General features: G+C 52.2%; 7 protein-coding genes. 2 read left to right on the top strand and 5 right to left on the bottom strand.

Annotation, left to right across the window (positions count from 1 at the left end; genetic code table 11):
- Window positions 1-14: 14 nt before the first annotated feature.
- The 5 genes from Q9O24_05960 to Q9O24_05940 all read right to left on the bottom strand — a co-directional run bounded on the left by Q9O24_05960 (window position 15) and on the right by Q9O24_05940 (window position 13,755).
- Complete coding sequence (locus Q9O24_05960) at window positions 15-3,536, bottom strand: HYR domain-containing protein (GenBank protein MDQ7074694.1); 3,522 nt, start codon at window positions 3,534-3,536, stop codon at window positions 15-17.
- Between the two features lie 338 nt (window positions 3,537-3,874).
- Window positions 3,875-7,468 carry an HYR domain-containing protein gene (locus Q9O24_05955; protein ID MDQ7074693.1) on the bottom strand — a complete coding sequence of 1,198 codons (3,594 nt, stop codon included), beginning with the start codon at window positions 7,466-7,468 and terminating at the stop codon, window positions 3,875-3,877.
- A 332-nt stretch (window positions 7,469-7,800) separates the two neighbouring features.
- Window positions 7,801-11,487 (bottom strand): DUF5011 domain-containing protein, encoded by a 3,687-nt coding sequence (locus tag Q9O24_05950; protein MDQ7074692.1) that lies wholly within the window; start codon window positions 11,485-11,487, stop codon window positions 7,801-7,803.
- The gene (locus Q9O24_05945; protein MDQ7074691.1) at window positions 11,456-11,974 is read right to left on the bottom strand and encodes a hypothetical protein; all 519 of its coding nucleotides are present in this window, start codon (window positions 11,972-11,974) and stop codon (window positions 11,456-11,458) included. Before Q9O24_05945 ends, Q9O24_05950 begins: the two co-directional genes overlap by 32 nt.
- 149 nt (window positions 11,975-12,123) lie before the next feature.
- Window positions 12,124-13,755 carry an alpha-D-glucose phosphate-specific phosphoglucomutase gene (locus Q9O24_05940; protein MDQ7074690.1) on the bottom strand — a complete coding sequence of 544 codons (1,632 nt, stop codon included), beginning with the start codon at window positions 13,753-13,755 and terminating at the stop codon, window positions 12,124-12,126.
- 339 nt (window positions 13,756-14,094) lie between these two features.
- On the opposite strand from Q9O24_05940, the gene Q9O24_05935 reads away from it, so the two are divergent.
- Together Q9O24_05935 and hrpA are read left to right on the top strand one after the other, a co-directional pair.
- The gene (locus Q9O24_05935) at window positions 14,095-16,137 is read left to right on the top strand and encodes a PAS domain S-box protein (protein ID MDQ7074689.1); all 2,043 of its coding nucleotides are present in this window, start codon (window positions 14,095-14,097) and stop codon (window positions 16,135-16,137) included.
- A gap of 81 nt (window positions 16,138-16,218) precedes the next feature.
- Window positions 16,219-20,106: an ATP-dependent RNA helicase HrpA gene (hrpA, locus tag Q9O24_05930; GenBank protein ID MDQ7074688.1), complete on the top strand. Its 3,888-nt coding sequence runs from the start codon at window positions 16,219-16,221 to the stop codon at window positions 20,104-20,106.
- The last annotated feature ends 3 nt before the right edge of the window (window positions 20,107-20,109 follow it).

Raw genomic sequence — 20,109 nt, 5'->3', positions numbered from 1 at the left:
AGAGAAACTCTAATTTATTTGTTGGTGCGTCGGCGCAGTCCCAGCAGTGACAGAGCAGCCAACAGAGCCAGAGGCAATGAACCACCACCGCCACCACCTGTGCTCGCAGCTGGAACAGCCGTCACCTCAACAGTAAACGGCCCAACACTGACCGAACCGTTGCCATCACTGACCGTAATGGTGATGTTTTCATGGCTACCCACATCTGCCGCCGTTGGAGAACCATTCAGAACACCGCTGGCGCTGAGCGTTAACCACGCTGGCGCATTCAACACACTGTAGGTCAAGGCATCCCCATTGGCATCCGTAGCATCAAGGGCGTAGCTGTAGCTCTGCCCTGCCACCACCGTTGCCGTCGGCACTCCGTTGATCACCGGCAGAGCGTTCACCACCACCGTGTGTACTTTTGTCGCTGTATTGCCAGCGGCATCGGTTGCGCTAAAGGTGATGTCATAAGATCCGCCAACGGCGGTGTTCAGAGCCGTGGCACGATCATCGCTGACGACAACACTGCCAGAAACCAGATCCGTTGCTGTTGCTGACGGTGCGCTAAACGTGCCACCAACGGCAATCAAGCTATCGCCACCGATCAAGGTCAGAGTAGGCGCAATGCTGTCTTGCACCGTGACCGTTTGAGACACCGTACTGCTCAAGCCATTGGCATCGGTCGCTGTCCAAATAACAGTGGTATCACCCATTGGGAAAGCGGCGGGTGCATTGTTACTCAACGTAACAGCGAACAAATCAATGGTCGTCGGCTGACTCAGCACAACCGAGGTGGTAACTCCGGTCGCTTCCTCAGTCACATCCGCCGGAGCGGTGATGGTAGGCAAGGTGGTGTCTTGCACCGTCACAATTTGTGTTGCCGTGCTGCTGTTACCATTGGCATCGGTGGCCGTCCACGTCACCGTGGTGTCACCCACAGGGAATCTGGCCGGAGCATCGCTGCTGACCGTTACGGCAAACAAGTCTGAGGTTACGGGTGTCCCCAGCGTCACCGCTGTCGTAACACCAACCGCCTCAACCGTCACCGCTGCTGGAGCAGTGATGGTTGGAGCCGTGCTGTCCGCTACGATCACCACTTGAGTGGCACTGCTGTTCAGACCATTGGCATCCGTAGCCGTCCAGTTCACGGTGGTATTGCCAATAGGGAAGGTTGCCGCTGCATCACTGCTGACGGTCACCGCCGACGCATCTGTCGCTGTGGCACTGCCAAGCACGGCGGCGGTCACCGTGGTGTTTGTACCTGTTGCTTCAACGCTAATACCCAATGGAGCGGTGATCAACGGCGCACTGATATCGGTAACAGAAATATCTACAGTCGCCGTTGCAGAAGCCCCGCCGTCATCGGTCACCGTCAATTGGAAACTCATGGGTACAACGCTGCTGGCGCTCAAAATCGGCGCGGTAAATGTGGCACTGTCGGTATTCGCTCCAGTCAAGACCACCGTATCACCCGTAAGCTGAGTCCAAGCATGGGAGGCAATCGTACCTAGAGCCGTGTCTGTACCCACACCACTCAAAGTGACCACTGCACCTTCATCAACCGTCTGAGGAAGACCAGCATCGGCGATTGGAGCAACATTGGCGGCATTATTGGTGGTGGCCGAGTTCACCACCGATTCCGATGCCGTCACACTGGCGGTGTGATCAATCAAAGCTGGATCGGTGACGTTAGCCACCACCGCAATGGAAGCCGAGGTATTCGGCAACAAGCTGCCCAAAGCACACTGAATCAAAGGATAAGTCGGTGGCACCGTTACTGGAGCACCGGCATTGAGATCAATACAGGCCGTCCCTTGACTCGGTGTTGCAGAGACAAAACTCAAACCCGCAGGCATCTGATCAGCAACCACCACATTGGTGGCTGTGTCCACAGGGTCGTTATTGGCAACCGTAATGGTGTAAGTTAGCTGACTGGCATTTATCGGCACCGTACCAGCGGGCAGAGTATTGGTGATGACCAGATCAACTGTGGTCTCTTTGACCGCCGCAGAACCAACATCCATATCAAGCACCAGATCCGCTGGCGCAAGATCCGTATCCAAACCCCAAGCACCGGCAATGTAGGTGGTCTTGGCTGCCGCCACGCTGTAGCCAAACATGTCATCCAAAACACCCGCAGGTGATTGCCAAGTTTGGGCAGGATTTGTGAGACTGCTGTAAGTTGCCCAGCTGGAATTGATTCCAGTAGGTTTATCAAAAATATAAGCCGTACCAATGGCCGATGCTGCTAAGACACTCGTCACCGCAAAGCCAACACCAGGATCAGCACCCAAGGAGTTATTAAAGCTACCCACCAAAATACGTTCCGATGTCACCGCCACACTGCGACCAAAACTCCCACCTAAAACAGGCGTAGGCGACGTTAACATCGCAGACTCCACCACCGTTGGAAACAACGCAGGAAGTACAGGAACAGGCCAACCGGCAGCCGGTTTTTCGTAGACAAATACCGCTCCAGAATCAAGAGCGGCACCATTATCAAAATGAATCGCACTGGCCACAATGGTATTACCATTGATCTCCACATCAAAGCCGAGACGCTGTGAACCACTGGCACCATTATCAACCGCCAAAGCCAATGCTGAAAAAGTCAACTCTGCGCTGGGGTTAGCATTAACGGCTAAATCAGCCCAACCACCCGCTGTCGCTGGCTTATCAAACACATAAACCGCCGCGTTGTTTTTATCCGCCAAATCACCATTGACGGCAATCATATTGCCATCAATGGCAACGCTCATTCCAAAGTAGGGCGGTGGAGTATTAACCGCAATGACTGCTGGAGCGATGATCTTTGGAACCACCAAAGGCTGCAAAACAGCCACTTCATTATGTGGAACCACACTTGCCCAACCCGCAACGGGTTTCTCAAAAATATACGCAGCAGAGGTTGCCGCTGTAGAAAAATTCCCTGGAGACCCCCATTTACCCACCACCACCGTACCACCTTGGATGGCAACCGAGTGACCAAACAGAGATACTCCAAGCGGGGTTGTTGGAACAAGCTGTGCGACTTCATTGGTCACGCCGACATTTGACCAGCCACCAACCGGCTTTTCAAAAACATACACCGCACCATTTTTATTGGCTTTTGCATCAGCACCAATGACAATCGTATTACCATCAACCGCCACGCTGACCCCAAAACCGTCTTTATCTGCTCCAACACTGGCTGCCAAAGTGGCCACCTGTGTCCAAGCACCATTCACACGTTCATAAACGTACGCTTTACCAGGAGCGACCACAGGTACTAAAGGCACGGGCAGTGACATATTAACCCCCGCCGTCGCCAAATTTTTACCCGCTACTTGCGGCACACCCACTACCATCGTATTGCCATCCGTGGCAACACTCAGGCCGGTCAAATCACCTGCTTGCTGAGCAAGACCTGGTAACAAAGAAGCCGCGGGCACAGAAGATAAAGCAACGTCCGTTAACGTCGCGTGTACCGAAGCAACGGCCAGCAAAGCCACCGCTCCTGTCACCAATAAACCATGCCTTAAGTGAAGGCCTTTTTTTAATTTCGCTATCATCACGTTCTCCATGTGTTCATCTAAATTTAGGTCAGCATTTTCTGCACTGAAACCGTTTTTTCTATTATCGTTTTTGTAAAAACAGGAGGCTGATCCAATGCCGTAAGTTAGTTTTAACAGCCGACTCTGATATTTTTCCAAAAATCTATTTCTTAAAATCGTTAAGACTATTCTGTCATTTTGAAACAAGCGATACTCAACCGCACATCAGCCCCAACCCACAGCCTAAGAATAAAAACAAACCCTTTAAAATCAACGTCAGAAAAACAGAGACCAATGGAAATCAGGGCATAAAAAAACCCCTGACTAAGCAGGGGTCAAAGGAGAGAAACTCTAATTTATTTGTTGGTGCGTCGGCGCAGTCCCAGCAGTGACAGAGCAGCCAGCAGAGCCAGAGGCAATGAACCACCACCGCCACCACCTGTGCTCGCAGCTGGAACAGCCGTCACCTCAACAGTAAACGGCCCAACACTGACCGAACCGTTGCCATCACTGACCGTAATGGTGATGTTTTCATGGCTACCCACATCTGCCGCCGTTGGAGAACCATTCAGAACACCGCTGGCGCTGAGCGTTAACCACGCTGGCGCATTCAACACACTGTAGGTCAAGGCATCCCCATTGGCATCCGTAGCATCAAGGGCGTAGCTGTAGCTCTGCCCTGCCACCACCGTTGCCGTCGGCACTCCGTTGATCACCGGCAGAGCGTTCACCACCACCGTGTGTACTTTTGTCGCGGTGTTTCCAGCGGCATCCGTTGCGCTAAAGGTGATGTTATAAGCTCCAGCAACGGCGGTGTTCAGAGCCGTGGCACGATCATCGCTGACCGCCACACTGCCAGAGACCACATCCGTTGCCGTAGCTGACGGTGCGCTAAACGTACCCCCAACGGCAATCAAGGTACTGCCACCCACCAAGGTCAAGGTGGGTGCAAGGCTGTCTTTCACCGTAACGGTTTGAACCACCGTACTGCTGTTGCTATTGGCATCGGTTGCCGTCCACGTCACCGTGGTATCACCTACTGGGAAGGTGGCCGGTGCATCACTGCTGACCGTCACTGCGAACAGATCACTGCTGCTCGGCTGGCTCAAAACAACGGTGGTTGCCACCCCTGTGGCTTCAACGATCATATTGGCCGGTGCGACTAAACTCGGCGCTTGGCTGTCATTCACCGTCACAATCTGAGTGGCGCTGCTGCTGTTGCCGTTGGCATCCGTGGCCGTCCACGTCACCGTGGTGGAACCCAGCGGGAAGGTGGCTGGGGCATCGTCAATCGTTGTTACGGCAAAGGCATCGGACGTGATAGGTGAACCTAAAACAACCGTGGTGCTGCTACCGACGGCTTCTACGGTGACATCAACCGGAGCGGTAATGGTGGGCAAGATGGTGTCTTCCACGGTCACCAGCTGTGTTGCTGTGCTGCTGTTGCCATTGGCATCGGTGGCCGTCCAGATCACTGTGGTATCGCCGACAGGGAAAGTCGCCGGAGCGTCATTACTGATAGTGAACGAAGAGGCATCTGTAGCGCTGGCGGTGCCAAGAGCCGCTGAACTCACACTGGTATTAGTACCGGTTGCCTCAACGATGATGGGCAGAGGTGCAGTGACCACTGGGACAGTGACATCATTGACCGTTACATCCACCATCGCCGTGGCGGTCAACGCTGTCGCCGCTACGCCACCGCTGTCTGTCACCGTTAGCTTAAAACGTAATGGCAAAACACTGCTTGCCGTCAATGTCGGCGCAGTAAAGGTGGCGGTGGCGGTGTTTGCTCCTGTCAACGCAACCGTATCCCCTGAAACTTGCATCCAAGCATACGAAGCAATCGTACCTGGTGCCGTATCTGTACCCACACCACTCAAAGTCACCAGATCACCCTCATTGACCGTCTGTGCAAGGCCCGCATCGGCGGTGGGTGCAACATTAACCGAACTACTGGTAACAGAGGCGTTGTTAAGACTTTCACTGGCAATCACACTGGCTGAATGATCAATCGCCACGGGATCAGTGACATCGGCCACAACCGTAATGGTGGCTTGACTGTTGGGAGCCAAAGTACCTAAAGCACATTCAAGATTGATTGATGCTGTATTCGCAATTGGAGCGACTCCCGTATTCAAATCAATACAGGCTGTTCCTTGAGAAGACGTAGCTGAAACAAAGGTCAATCCTGCTGGCAGTTGATCTGTCACCACCACGTTGGTGGCCGTGTCGATTAGGTCGTTGTTGGCCACCGTGATGGTGTAGGTCAGTTGATCACCAGCAACAGGCACTGTTCCCGCAGGCAAACTGTTGGTGATGTTTAAAATCACAGTGGCTTCTAGTACTGCGGCAGAACCAACGTTGTTGTCCACAATGCCATCAGCAACAGCACCTGGAGCAGAACCCTGTGCTGGAAGATCCGTATCCAAGGCAAAACCACCGGCAACGTAAGTGGTATTGGCCGCCGCGACACTGTAACCAAACATGTCATCAACAGAACCTACCGGAGACTGCCAAGGAGCTGCGGGAGTCAAAACAGGATTATACGTTGCCCAACTTGCACCCAAAGGTTTGTCAAAAATATAAGCTCGCCCCTGCGGTGCATTGGCTGCCGTTGGCGCCAATGCATCACCTACCAAACCAAAACCACCCACAATGGGATCCGCTCTCAAAGCAGGGTTAGTAAAGGTACCCACCAAAACACGATCTTTTGTCACTGCCACACTGCGTCCAAAGGACTGAAATGCTATTGGAGTAGGCGCTGTCAGCATTTTTGTTTCAAAACCAGAAACCCAGCCAGCCAGCGGTTTTTCAAAAACAAATACGGCCCCCGCATCTTTAGAAACCACCCCAAAAAGCGAGGTCGTATCAAAACGCGTCGCACTGGCAACAACGGTAGAGCCTTTAATATCCACATCAAAACCAAAACTACGTGATCCATTTTGACCATTATCCAAAAGATCAATAGCCGGGGATAAAGTCAGAGTCGCCGTCGGCGCTGCATTAACCCCTAAAGAAGCCCACCCACTTGCAACTGGCGCTGGTTTTTCATACAAATAAAGCGCCCCAGCTCCTAGCAAATCCCCTCCCACAACCACCGTCTCGGTACCCGCAACCGGATCTGAATCAATAGCCACACTCATACCGAACTGCTCTGGAACTGTGCCTAGAACAGGAGGGATCGCAGCAGGATTAGCGCCGATCAAAGGCTGCAAAGTTGCTGTCTGCGCAAGAGGAACAGCAGAAGCCCAGCCCGCGATGGGACGCTCAAAGATATAGGCAGCCGGAACGCCACCCCATTGTCCCACGACCACAGTGCCACCTTTAATATCTACCGCATGACCTAAATAAGTATTGGATGCAGACAGCGCCACTCCGGCGATCAAGGGTAATAATTCTGCCGTTTCTGTCGTAATGGCCGTATTCGACCAACCTCCAACGGGTTTTTCAAAAATATAGGCTCGACCTTGTTTATTTGTTGCTCCATCGGCACCCACCACAATGGTATTACCATCCACTGCCACACTGGCACCAAAGCCATCTTTATCCGCACCTGTACTGGCTACCAAAGTGGCAATTTGAATCCAGTTGCTATTGACATCTCGCTGATACACATACGCCTTACCGGGAGCCTGTAAAATAGCTGGATTCACTGGCGATGTCGTAAGAAGATTGGCGCCAAAAGAATTACGATTTGCCCCCGCCATCTGTGGCGCACCAATAACCAACGTGACACCGTCCGTGGCGACACTCAAGCCGGTCAGATCACCCGCTTGCTGAAAGGCTTCCGGCAAAGTAACACCACCCACCGTTAAAGACGTTGCTGGGCTGATTGTTAGCGGATTATCAACCAGCGTTGCTGAAGCTGGCGCAGCAACCAAAGCCGCCATCACACTCATTGCTAATAAACTTTTTCGCCCAAAGCCATTTTTTCTCACCTGAGTTATCATCACCAACTCCATCTGTCTTTATTAATTTAAATAATTATGTGACCGACATCACAACATTTTGAATTTTGTACGCATGTCGCTTCCAGATAAAAGAATTTACACGCTGTAAGCTACTTTTTAGCAGCGCCTTCTTATATTTTTCCAACAAATCATATTTAAACTTCCTTCATTATTTTAAACACACAGGTGAAAAAATAAGGCGATCTATGGCCAGCAAAAACAACAAACAAGGAGTAAAACTAATTTAAATCAGAAGGTTATGCTGAAGTCAAAATCAAGGGGGAACAAAGAATCCCTACCCCGAACGGGGCAGGAAATAGATTAACAACAAATCAGTGGCGTTGACGCAAACCCAGCAGAGACAAAATCAACAACAGGCTAAACGGCAATGAACCACCGCCACCGCTGCCGCCACTGGATGCTGCCGTCACTTCAATCGCAAAAGACCCCGTAGTGACAGAACCGTGGCCATCACTGACCGTGATATTGATCCCCTTATGACTGCCCACATCTGCCGCAGTAGGCGTACCACTCAACTGACCACTCGCGCTCAAGGTCAACCAACTGGGCAGATTCTGAGCCGTGTAACTGAGCACATCGCCTTCCGCATCCGTAACGTCCAGTTGATAGCTGTAAACCACCCCAGCGATCACACGTGCCGTCGGCAGCCCGTTCACCACCGGCAACGCACTGACAATCACCGTACGAGTGACCGTTGCAGCAGAGTTACCCGCCGCATCATCAGCATCGTAGCTGAGCGAATAACCGCCCGCCGTCGCAGTGTCCACCGCACCAACACCGTTGATATTGGCATCCGCATCCACGTTGTCACTGACCGTCGCCCCCGGATCAACAAACAGAGCGCCCTCACTGACAATCAAGGGATTAGCGCCGATCAACACAATCGTCGGCGCAATTTGATCCGTCACCAACACAGTGCGGGTCGCCTGAGCCACATTGCCTGCCACATCCGTGGCTTGATACACCACACGGTAACTGCCCAGAGCAGAGGCATTGACGTTATTGGATAAGGTCAATACCGTAACAACAGGATCAACATTGTCCACCGCCGTGGCACCGGCATCGCTATAAATCGAACCCAAGGCAATGATGAGCGTATCTCCTCCCGTAAGGGTTATGACCGGCGCGCCAATGTCTTTTACCGTCACCTGACGAGTCACACTGGCCGCCACATTCCCCGAGCCGTCCTCAGCGTTGTAGGTCAAGCTGTAAACCGCCGGAACCGCCGTATTCACCGCTCCCGTCACCACCAAAGCAGCGCTGAGATCACCCTCAAAAGAGTCCACTACTGTGGCCGCTTCAACGTAGCTGGAACCAATATCAACCTCGATGGCAGCACCCGTATTAAGCGCAATCAGCGGCGGCGTCGTATCACTGACGGTCACCGCTCGACTCACCTGCAACGCGGCATTATTGGAGCTGTCTGAAACGTCGTAAGTGACCGTATACACACCCAGAATGGCGGTATTTACCGGATTGAGCGTGACAATACTGGCCGTGATGTCACCTTCATAATTGTCATTGGCCGTCGCCCCCATATCGCTATAAACCTCACCGGCTTCAGCCGTGACCGTCGCACCGCCCAGTCGAGTGATGATCGGCAATGTGGTGTCCACCACCGTGACCGTACGGGTAGCCGTAGAGCTGTTATTGGCCACATCCGTAGAGCTGTAAATCACACTGTAGACACCCAAAACCGCGCTATTAACTTGGCTATCCACTGTGACCGTCGGGGTGGGATCGACGTTATCAACCGCTGTCGCACCCAGATCGTTGTAGATTGAACCCACTTCAATGCTGACATTGCCACCGTTTAAGCTGATCACCGGCGCACTGATGTCCGCCACCGTCACGGTGCGACTGACTTGAAGCGCACTGTTGCCTGCGTTATCCAACACATCGTAAGTCAGAGGATAATCCCCTGCCAGCGCCGTATTGACCGCACCGCCAACCCGCATTGAGGCGCTCAAATCACCATCCAGAGTGTCACTGGCCGTGGCCGCTTCAACGTAAATAGAACCCACATCAAAGATCACCGGCGTACCCGTATTCAAGCTGATCACTGGCGGCGTGGCATCCACCACCGTGACCGCACGGCTAATCTGTGTGGCCGCATTACCCGCTGCATCCAAAACATTGTAAGTAACGGTATAAGCACTCGGTATCAGAGTGTCGGGCAACCCAGCAACCACGATATTGGCGCTCAGATCACCGTCCAAGCTGTCGCTCGCCGTGGCACCCGCATCGTTGTAAAGGGTCGCCGCCTCATGAGTAATGGGTGTGGTTCCCAATAAACTCAGCACTGGCGGGGTGATGTCTAACAAAGTCACACTGTGAGGCAGAGTGGATTGACCGCCGTTGTTGTCCGTCACCAAAACCTGAAACAGCAACGGGTTCACCGTAGCCGTCACCAGCGCAGGCGCATCAAAAGCCGCAACAGACGTGGCACTATCACTCAACGTCACCGCCTCACCCCCAAGCTGACTCCAAACATAACTGACCAGCGTGCCGTCCAGATCCACGCTTGCCGAAGCATCTAAAGAGACCCCCAATGTACTTTCATTCACCGAGGCTGGAGTTGCGCCCAGATCAATCACCGGTGAGGCATTGATCACCGTATCGGCATCGGTGGCGCTGTTGTTGGCCAAAAGATCATCGGTCTCATTGCTGCTGACGCTGGCCGTATTAGAGAGATGAATGCCTGTTGCCGATGCGCCCGCATTGGCTTTGGCATTAGTAGTCAGGTTCAAGGTCACCGTAGCACTGGCAGGCGCGGCATTGATCACCCCTAGATGACAACGTAATTTAGGCAGCGCAGTAAGATCACAGCTGCCCTGACTCGCCACTGCCGAAACCAGCGTAAAACCGTCTGCCAACAGATCCTCAATAACCACCCCGCTGGCCGCATCCAGCAGATCGTTATTACTCACCGTGATGGTGTAAATCAATGGATCACCAATATTCAGAGCCGTACCCAGCAGACCGTCTGTTTTTGTAATGGAGAGATCCACTGTCGAGGTCTGTTTCACCTGCACTTCGCCTACATCCAATTCCGGCAGCGAATCCAACGGAGCCAGATCAATGTCCATTCCCCACGCACCCGCAACATAGGTGCTGCGATTGAGCGCCACACTGTAACCAAAGAAGTTATTCAACTGCGCTACAGGAGCCTGCCAAGTGCTGTGAGCAGAAACCGCTGACCAACCGGCAGCGGGTTTTGTAAATAGAAAAACCGATCCCGCCTCTTCCGTGGCTGAATGTCCTTTAGAGATCAAGCCTGTCACCGCATCAGGCCAAGGCACAACGGGATCGGGTGGCAGTACCGGAGTAAAACCAAAATTAGGATTACGGTAGCTGCCCACCATAATATGATCCCCCCAAACACTTACACTGCGGGCAAAACCTTGCCATGGAGACGGTGTCGGCGCAGTCAAAAAAGCATTCTCAGTAGCCGAGATCCACCCACCCACCGGCTTAACAAAGACAAACGCTGCACCCGCATCCACCGCCCCCGCAGCATCGTATTCAGGCGTGCCCACCACCACCACATCGCCTTGAATATCAACAGCAAAACCAAATTTAGGCAGCAGATCAGTAATCAGCACCGTTGATGCAGAAAGCTCCGCCGTCGCCGTTCTGACCACCCCCGTATCACTGCCATTCAACACACCATCGCCATTACTGTCTACCCAACCCAGAGCCGGTTTCTCGAACAGATAAGCCACCCCTAAACGTCGATCCATACCCCCGCCCACCACCACCGTAGAACCGTCTACGGCGACACTGATGCCAAAACTGTTGGGCGGGGCAGAAGTCCCCAAAGCGTCCACCAGCAGAGGCTGCAAAATCGCACTCTCGGTTTGCGAACTGGCTGAAGGCCAACCGGTGATGGGTTTTTCATAAACATAAGCTGCCGAAGTGCCTTTAGCACCGCCATCCCACTGCCCAACCACCACCGTATCGGCATCAATATCCAGCGCGTGGCCAAAAAAAAGCATTGCTACCAAGAGCCATACTTGGAGCCAAGACCAAATCTTCCGTTTTATCCTGCCAGCCGGTATTGGGCTTCACAAACAGATAAACCGATCCACGACGTACCGAAACACCCTCAGCACCCACCACCACCACATCACCGTCCACAGCCACGCTGATACCAAAACTGTCATGCGAAGCGCCATTAGAGGCGCTCAAGGTTGCCATCTGCGTCCAAACACCAAACACTTTCTGATAGAGACGCACCTCGCCCAAACCTGGCACACCGTAAGAACCCGCCGTATTGCCGCCCGTGGCTTTAGGCGCACCCACCACCAAAGTAGTACCATCGGTGGCTACGCTGTAGCCAGAAAGATCACCACTCAAACCATTCACTGCCAAAGGCAATATCAAATCTGGCGGTTGCAATGCCTGCAGAGGAGCCGCGATAAAGACGCTCATAAAGAGCGCCGCAAGTAATTTACGCAAGCCTATGATTTGCTTGGCCAACATATCTCATTCTCCATTTTGATCAACATAAAGCGCGCAAAAAAATCGGACTGCCTGTTATGCCAACAAAGTGAACAAACAGAAAAGCCGCCGTCTAGCAGAGGCTAAACGGCGGCTTTTTTATCGAAGTCAGCAGCACAACCTTTATTGCATCAGGTAATCACCGACGCAGATTCACGTCCAGTACGTGAAAGCATATCGGCCAGCTGCAAAGCAACCTGAAGCAGATCTGCCAACGCCGCTTGAGGATCCAAATCATGTTGATCAACATCGCCTTCGAAAGATTCCAGATAGATTCGCAAGGTCGCACCCACGGTACCGGTTCCCGACAGGCGATAAATAATGCGAGCGCCATCCGCAAAAATAATACGAATACCCTGCCCCTCACTCACGGAAGCGTCGATGGGGTCGGTGTAAGAAAAATCATCCGCCAAGACCACCGTGCGTGAGGCCAAGGTTTGACCCATTAAAGCACTTAACTGCGAGCGCAAATGATCCATCACACCCGCAGCGACATCTAACCCCAACTCCTCGTAATCATGGCGAGTGTAATAGTTACGCCCAAATTTTTGCCAATGAGACTTAACGATTTCCGCCACACTCATTTTACGCACCGCCACGATATTGAGCCAAAACAGCACCGCCCAGAGGCCATCCTTTTCACGCATGTGATCGGAACCGGTGCCAAAACTCTCCTCACCACAGAGACTGATTTTGCCCGCATCCAATAAATTGCCAAAAAATTTCCAACCCGTCGGCGTTTCGTAACACTCAATCCCCAGCTCCTTTGCCACTCGATCCACTGCCATGCTGGTGGGCATGGAGCGCGCCACCCCACTCAAACCGCGCCGATACCCGGGCAACAGATGAGCACTGGCCGCCATCACCGCCAGACTGTCACTGGGGGTGACATAAAAATGCCGCCCCAAAATCATATTGCGATCCCCATCACCATCAGAGGCGGCACCAAAATCAATCCGCTCCGCACCATTCAACAGCGACACCAGCTCTTTGGCATGTACTAAATTAGGATCAGGATGGCCGCCACCAAAATCGAGCAACGGCTCCCCATGAATCACAGTGCCCTTTTCTGCCCCCAAACGCCGCTCCAAAATCTCTACAGCATAAGGCCCTGTAACGGCGTGCATACCATCAAAACGCATCCGAAAACCGCCACTAAATAAACCACGAATCGCATCAAAATCAAATAGATGCTGCATCAGGTCGGCGTACTCTGCTACTGGATCAATCACCTCAACGTCCATGTCAGCCAGTTGATAACAGCCCAAAGTTTCCAAAGGCAAATCATCCGCGTCATCAATACGATACTGCTGCAACACTTTACTGCGGCTAAAAAACGCCTCAGTCAAAGACTCCATAGCTGGCCCGCCGTTAGCCGCATTAAACTTAATGCCAAAATCCCCATCCGCTCCACCAGGATTGTGGCTGGCAGAGAGAATAATGCCGCCAAACGCGTGATGTTTACGAATCAAAGCCGACACTGCGGGAGTTGATAACAATCCATTTTGACCCACCAATACTCGCCCAAAACCGTTAGCAGCCGCCATTTTCAAAATAATCTGTGCCGCTTCACGGTTGTAAAAACGACCATCACCACCAAGAATCAGTGTCTTTCCCTGATAAGCAGCTAAACTATCAAAAATCGCTTGAACAAAATTATGTAGATAGTGCGGCGCCTGAAATCTCAACACCTTTTTACGCAATCCAGAGGTGCCTGGTTTTTGATCATCAAACGGCACACTCGCAACCAATAAAGTTGTCATCGTTAAACTCCTTGAAAATGGGTTAATATTTGGCTATCGAGGCCGTAAGCCTAGATAATGAATAAAAGTAATCGAAAACCAAGAGCAAGTCCAAAAACCCGTCTGACAACGGCACACTATCTGCCAAGCAAAAATAGGATAGCGGTTGCATCTGCTGGCTAAATCGGGCAGCATTCTGGGGAAAATAACCTTTATTATCAAGATCGTCCGTACAGCGTTTTAAGAGAAGCCCCAATTGAGCCGTATTCAGCCCATAATAATGAACCGTGATTCCTCGTGGCTCTGCTGTTTAGCGGATCACACAATGGCATGCACCATTGCCCCGCTTGGAGGGAAATCTTGAATAGTTTGGCAGCCATCATACCTTACGCCTATGGAGTGCTTGCGCTGCTGTGGGCTATTATTCTGTTTGCCTATCTACGCTACTGGAAGATATTCCCCGCTCAAAGCCGTTCAATACGCTTATTGCTGCTCACTTTGGCGATTGTCAGTATCAGCCCACTCACAGAGAACATCTACCGCCTACTGGCAAACACATCTCAACCCGAAGTTCAGCTGCTGCCCTTATTAACTGGCTTTTTCAGTGCCATTGCCGTTCTCGTAATTATTATTCTGCGCGTCTTGCCTGCTCTGCGCCGCGAAGCCGAAGGCAACTCACTGGAAACAAAAGCCGCCGAAAAAGAGTCCAAAGCCGCTAAGTTCCATATTTCCCCTGAACTGCAAGTGATGCTAGAACACACCCCCAACCTCTCCTACTTTAAGAACAGCCGCTCTCGTTACGTTGCCGTCAGCCAACGTTTTGCCGATTTCCTCGGTCGTCCCATCGACGACATCATTGGCAAAACCGACTACGAGCTGCTGCCCAACGACATTGCTGCTGAACTGCACAAACTGGATCGTGAAGTCTATCGTTCCGGCCGAGCCATTGAATCAATGGAATCGGCACTGAAACGCGGCGATGGCCAGATGCGCTGGTTAAGCAGTCGCAAACACGCTTTTCGTTCCGAACATGGCAATATTCTCGGTATTCTCAGCATCAGCGACGATCTAACCGAGCAAAAATTAAACGAACGTGCGTTGTTGATGAATCAGTACGCCATGAACAGCGCCAAAGAGGGCATGTTCTGGATCGACAGAGAATCAAAATTCATCTACGTCAATGAAACCGCCTGCCAAATTTTAGGCTACAGCCAAGAAGAGCTGCTCAGTATGCGGATGCCCGATGTGCTAATGAACATCACCGAAGAGTTGCTGGAAACCATCTGGGAGCAGATTCAAAACCACCAAAACACCACCTTTGAAGCCACCCATCTACGTAAGAACGGCACCGAATTCCCCATTGAAATCAGCGCCAATTACCTCGAACACGAAAACAAAGAGTATTGCTGCCTCTTCACCAGCAGCATCGGCAAACAGAAAGACGCCGAACAGCAGTTGCAGCTGGCAGACAAACTGATTGAAACCACTTCAGAAGGCATTCTGGTCTCCGATCCAGAAGGCTTTGTGACCTCAGTTAATTCTGCTTTCACCGCCAACAGCGGCTACGAACCCAATGACATCATTGGCGAACAGGTCAATGTCCTCTACTCGGGACACCACGAACAAAAATTCTATCAAGAACTGTGGGAGAGCTTGTATCACTACGGCCGGTGGCAAGGGGAGATCTGGAACCAACACAAAAATGGCACGCTCTACCCTTCTTCTTTACAGATCAGTGCCATCTACGACAGCAACGGTTATCTGATCAACTACGTCAGTATTTACAGCGATACCAGCTTACAACAAGAACACCAGCGTCGCTTACACAAGCTCGGCTATTACGATGGCCTAACGGGTCTGCCCAGCCACCCACTGCTGAATGATCGCCTGCTCACCTCCTTATCTCACGCCCAACGCGAGAAGCACCAAGTCGCGCTGCTCTACATTGATCTGGATAACCTCAAAAAGGTTAACAACGCCGCCGGTCACGCCACAGGCGATCAGCTGATCCAAAACATTGCCGAACGACTGCAAACCTGCCTGCGCGAGGTAGATACCTTAGCGCGCATTTCAAGTGATGAGTTTGTCGTTATTTTGCCCGAATTGCAGCAGCTAGATGAAGTAAAACGCAGCGCCGATAAAATGCTAGACGTTATTAGCTCTCCCATCACTCTGGCCGAACAAGAATTCAAAATTTCCGCCAGCATCGGCATCAGTCTCTACCCAGACGACGCCACTGACAGCAACCAACTGACACAACAGGCCAAACACGCTCTGCAACACGCCAAAGACAACGGCTGTAATCGCTACCACATTTACCGCGAAGCGAGCCAAAACGCCGATTCAAGCCCCGAAGAGAGCGCTGAAAATCAGACAAAAATCAATTCAACAGATCAATCGTGACCCACCCACTTCAAACAGACGTTTGACCTTTCGCAGCTAACTTTTTACCCTGCGAGGCACACTCTGCTCTGGATGCTCCCCGTGACTGTTTTAAACAACCTACATAAAACCTTTCAAACCTGCCTACTCAAAGATCAGCCCCACTTTCTACGCCGCTGGCGCGGGTTGAAAAAACGCGCCCAACAGGGCAAACCCCACATCCACGATCTGGAAAAACTGCAAACGCAGATCACCGCCTCTCAACAACGCCTTGCTCAGCGCATCGAAAACAGCCCCAAGCCCGAATACGCCGACAATCTACCGGTCGTGGCCGCCAAAGAAGAGATCATGGCCTGCATCGAGAAGCACCAAGTTCTGATTCTCTGCGGTGAAACCGGCTCCGGCAAAACCACTCAACTGCCAAAAATATGTCTGGAATTGGGGCGTGGCTGTAAAGGTCTCATCGGTCACACCCAGCCGCGCCGTCTGGCTGCTCGCAGCGTTGCCGCCCGCATCGCCGACGAACTAAAAAGCGAGCTGGGCGGCAGTGTCGGTTATAAAGTCCGCTTTGGCAGCCAGATCAGCGAGCAACAGGGCTACATCAAACTGATGACCGACGGCATTTTATTGGCGGAGATTCAGAGCGATCCACTGCTGTGGCAATACGACACCCTGATCATCGACGAAGCCCACGAGCGCAGCCTCAACATTGATTTTCTGCTCGGTTATTTCAAACAACTGCTGCCCAAACGCCCCGACCTCAAACTGATCATCACCTCCGCCACCATCGACCCCGAACGCTTTGCCAGCCATTTTCACAACGCCCCCATTCTCAACGTCGAAGGGCGCAGTTATCCGGTAGAGGTCCGTTATCGCCCTCTCTACAACGATCAAAACGACGAACAAGACCGCGATCAAAACCAAGCCATATTGGATGCCGTAGATGAGCTGAGCCGCGAACCCCTTGGCGATATTTTGATCTTTCTCGCAGGCGAACGTGAAATCCGCGACACCGCCGAAGCCCTGCGTCGTCACGCCCTGCCGCACACCGAAATTTTGCCCCTGTTTGCTCGTCTCTCCAACAGCGAGCAACAGAAGATCTTCAAACCCCATCGAGGCCGCCACATCGTGCTGGCCACCAATGTCGCCGAAACCTCCCTGACCGTGCCAGGCATTCGTTATGTAATTGATCCCGGCTTGGCGCGCATCTCCCGTTACAGCCTGCGCAGCAAACTGCAACGCCTACCCATTGAAAAAGTCTCACAAGCCTCCGCCAATCAGCGCAAAGGCCGCTGTGGACGTGTCGCCGCCGGTATCTGCATTCGACTCTATGATGAAGAAGATTTTCTGCAACGACCTGAATTTACCGAACCGGAAATCCAGCGTACCAATCTGGCGGCAGTGATTTTGCAGATGAGCAGCCTCAAATTGGGCAAAATCGACCACTTTCCCTTTGTCGATAGCCCCGACCACCGCCTGATCAACGACGGCTACCGCCTGCTGCACGAGCTGAGTGCAGTCAACTCAGAGCGCCAATTGACCCCCTTAGGAGTCAAACTGGCACGGCTGCCCATCGACCCACGACTGGGGCGCATGTTGCTGGCCGCCGATCAAGAGGGCTGCCTCAAAGAAGTGTTGATCATCGTCAGCGCCTTGGCAGTGCAAGACCCCCGCGAACGACCACTGGAAAAACAACAGGCCGCCGACCAAGCTCACGCCCTGCACCGGCATCCGCAGTCGGACTTCCTCAGCCTGCTCAACCTCTGGAACCACTACCAACAACTGGCTGGTGAGCTGTCACAAAACCGGCTGCGCAAACAGTGCAAAAGCCTCTTCGTCTCTTACCTACGCATGCGCGAATGGATCGAAACCCACAAACAATTACGTGGCCTGATGAGTGAAATGAAGCATCGCAGCAACGACAGCGAAGCCGAATACGATGCCATTCACCGTGCCTTGTTAAGCGGCTTGATCAGTCATGTGGCTCTCAAAGGCGAGGAGCGAGAATACCTCGGTACCCGCAATCGCAAACTGCACATTTTCCCTGGCTCTGGACTGGCTAAAAAAGGCTCCAAATGGATCATGTCCGCTGAAGTCACCGAAACAGGCCGCGTCTACGCCCGCACCGTGGCTAAAATTGATCCGCTCTGGATTGAAAAAATAGCCCCCGAGCTGCTGAGCCGCAGCTACTTTGAAGTCCACTGGCAAAAACGCAACGCCCAAGTAGGCGCCTACGAAAAAAGCGCGCTCTACGGTCTGATCATCAATGAAAAAAAACGCATCAACTACGGCCCCATCAACCCCGCTGAAGCTCATGAAATATTTTTGCGTGAAGCCTTGGTAAACGGCAACTATCAGACCAAAGCCGACTTTTACCACCACAATCAAGCCTTGTTAGCCGAAGTTGAACAACTGGAAGCCAAATCACGCCGCCGCGATATTTTAATCGACGAAGAGCAGCTCTACGACTTTTACGCCCAGCGTATTCCTAGCGAGATCTATAACGGCCCCGCCTTTGAACGCTGGCGTAAAAAAACCGAGCAAAACGAGCCTAAGATGCTGCATCTGCAAGTCGAAGAGCTGATGCAACACGACGCCGAACAGGTCACAGACGAGCGTTTTCCCGATCAGTTTGACGTCGCTGGAGCACACCTGCCCTTGAGCTACCACTTTGAACCGGGCAGTGACGATGACGGCATCACCCTGAAAGTACCGCTGGCGATACTCAATCAGATCCCCTCTGGGCGCTGCGAGTGGCTGGTACCTGGCCTGCTTGAAGAGAAAATGATCGCGCTGATCAAATCACTGCCAAAAAATCTACGCCGTAATTTTGTCCCCGCACCCAACTACGCCCAAGCGTGTTTACAGGCACTCACTCCCTCCAACACACCGCTGTCACAGGCAATGGCGGATCATCTGCTACGCATGAGCGGTGTTCGTGTTCCAAACGAAAGCTGGCAACCCGCCAACGTGCCTCTGCACCTGCAGATGCGTTTTGAAATCGTCGATGCTAAAGGCACACTGCTCAAACAAGGGCGCGATTTAAAACAACTGCAACAGGGTTTGGAAAGCTCAGTGGAAGCCAGCATCAGCCAAGCGCCCGAGCACGGTTTTGAACAAACTAACATCACAGCTTGGGACTTTGGCACACTGCCCGAATCACTGGAACTGGAACAAAACGGCATCACTCTGATCGGTTACCCCGCTTTGAATGTAGAGGGCAAAAACCTCGCGCTGAGGCTGTTTTCCAGCAAAGAAAAAGCCCAAGCGGTAATGCCCGCAGGGCTGTGTCAGCTCTACAAAATGCAGCTCAACGAGCCGCTCAAATACCTGCGCCGCAAACTGCCCAACATCCAAAAACTCTGTCTTTCCTACCACCGCATCGATAACTGCGCTCAACTGAAAGAAGATTTGATCGACGCGGCTATTTTAACCGCTTTTGTCCGCTCAAAACCGCAACCACAAGAGAGGAAACGATTTTATAAACAGCTTGAATTAGGCAAAAGCCAGTTAATGGAGCAGAGCAATCAGTTAACAACTTTGCTGGAAAAAATTCTGACCCATTACCAAAACATTCAGGTGAAAATCAAAGGCAATATCCCCCTCAATCAACTCGAAGCCATCACTGAAATCAAAGAGCAACTGGCACATCTGATCTACGCCGGTTTTTTGCCTCAAATCCCACTGGAGAATTTACGCCACTACCCACGTTACTTGCAGGCTATTTTACGCCGACTGGAATCACTGGAACGTGCGCCAACAAAAGATCGACAGCACCGTCTAACTCTGCAACCGCTCTGGCAAGCCTGTAAAACTCAATTGGAAAAACAGCGAAATAGGCCATTGGAACAACAGCCTGAACTGGAAAAACTGCGCTGGATGTTAGAAGAACTGAGGGTTTCACTCTTTGCTCAGCAACTAGGAACAACGGCACCCATCTCAGTCAAACGGATTGAAAAACAACTGCAACGGCTTAAAACCTCAGAGTAAACA

This window comes from Gammaproteobacteria bacterium, from assembly GCA_030949385.1.
In the GTDB taxonomy this organism is placed as follows: domain Bacteria; phylum Pseudomonadota; class Gammaproteobacteria; order JAUZRS01; family JAUZRS01; genus JAUZRS01.
Note: the sequence above shows the minus strand (reverse complement) of the source record. Positions and strands in the feature narration are given on the sequence as shown.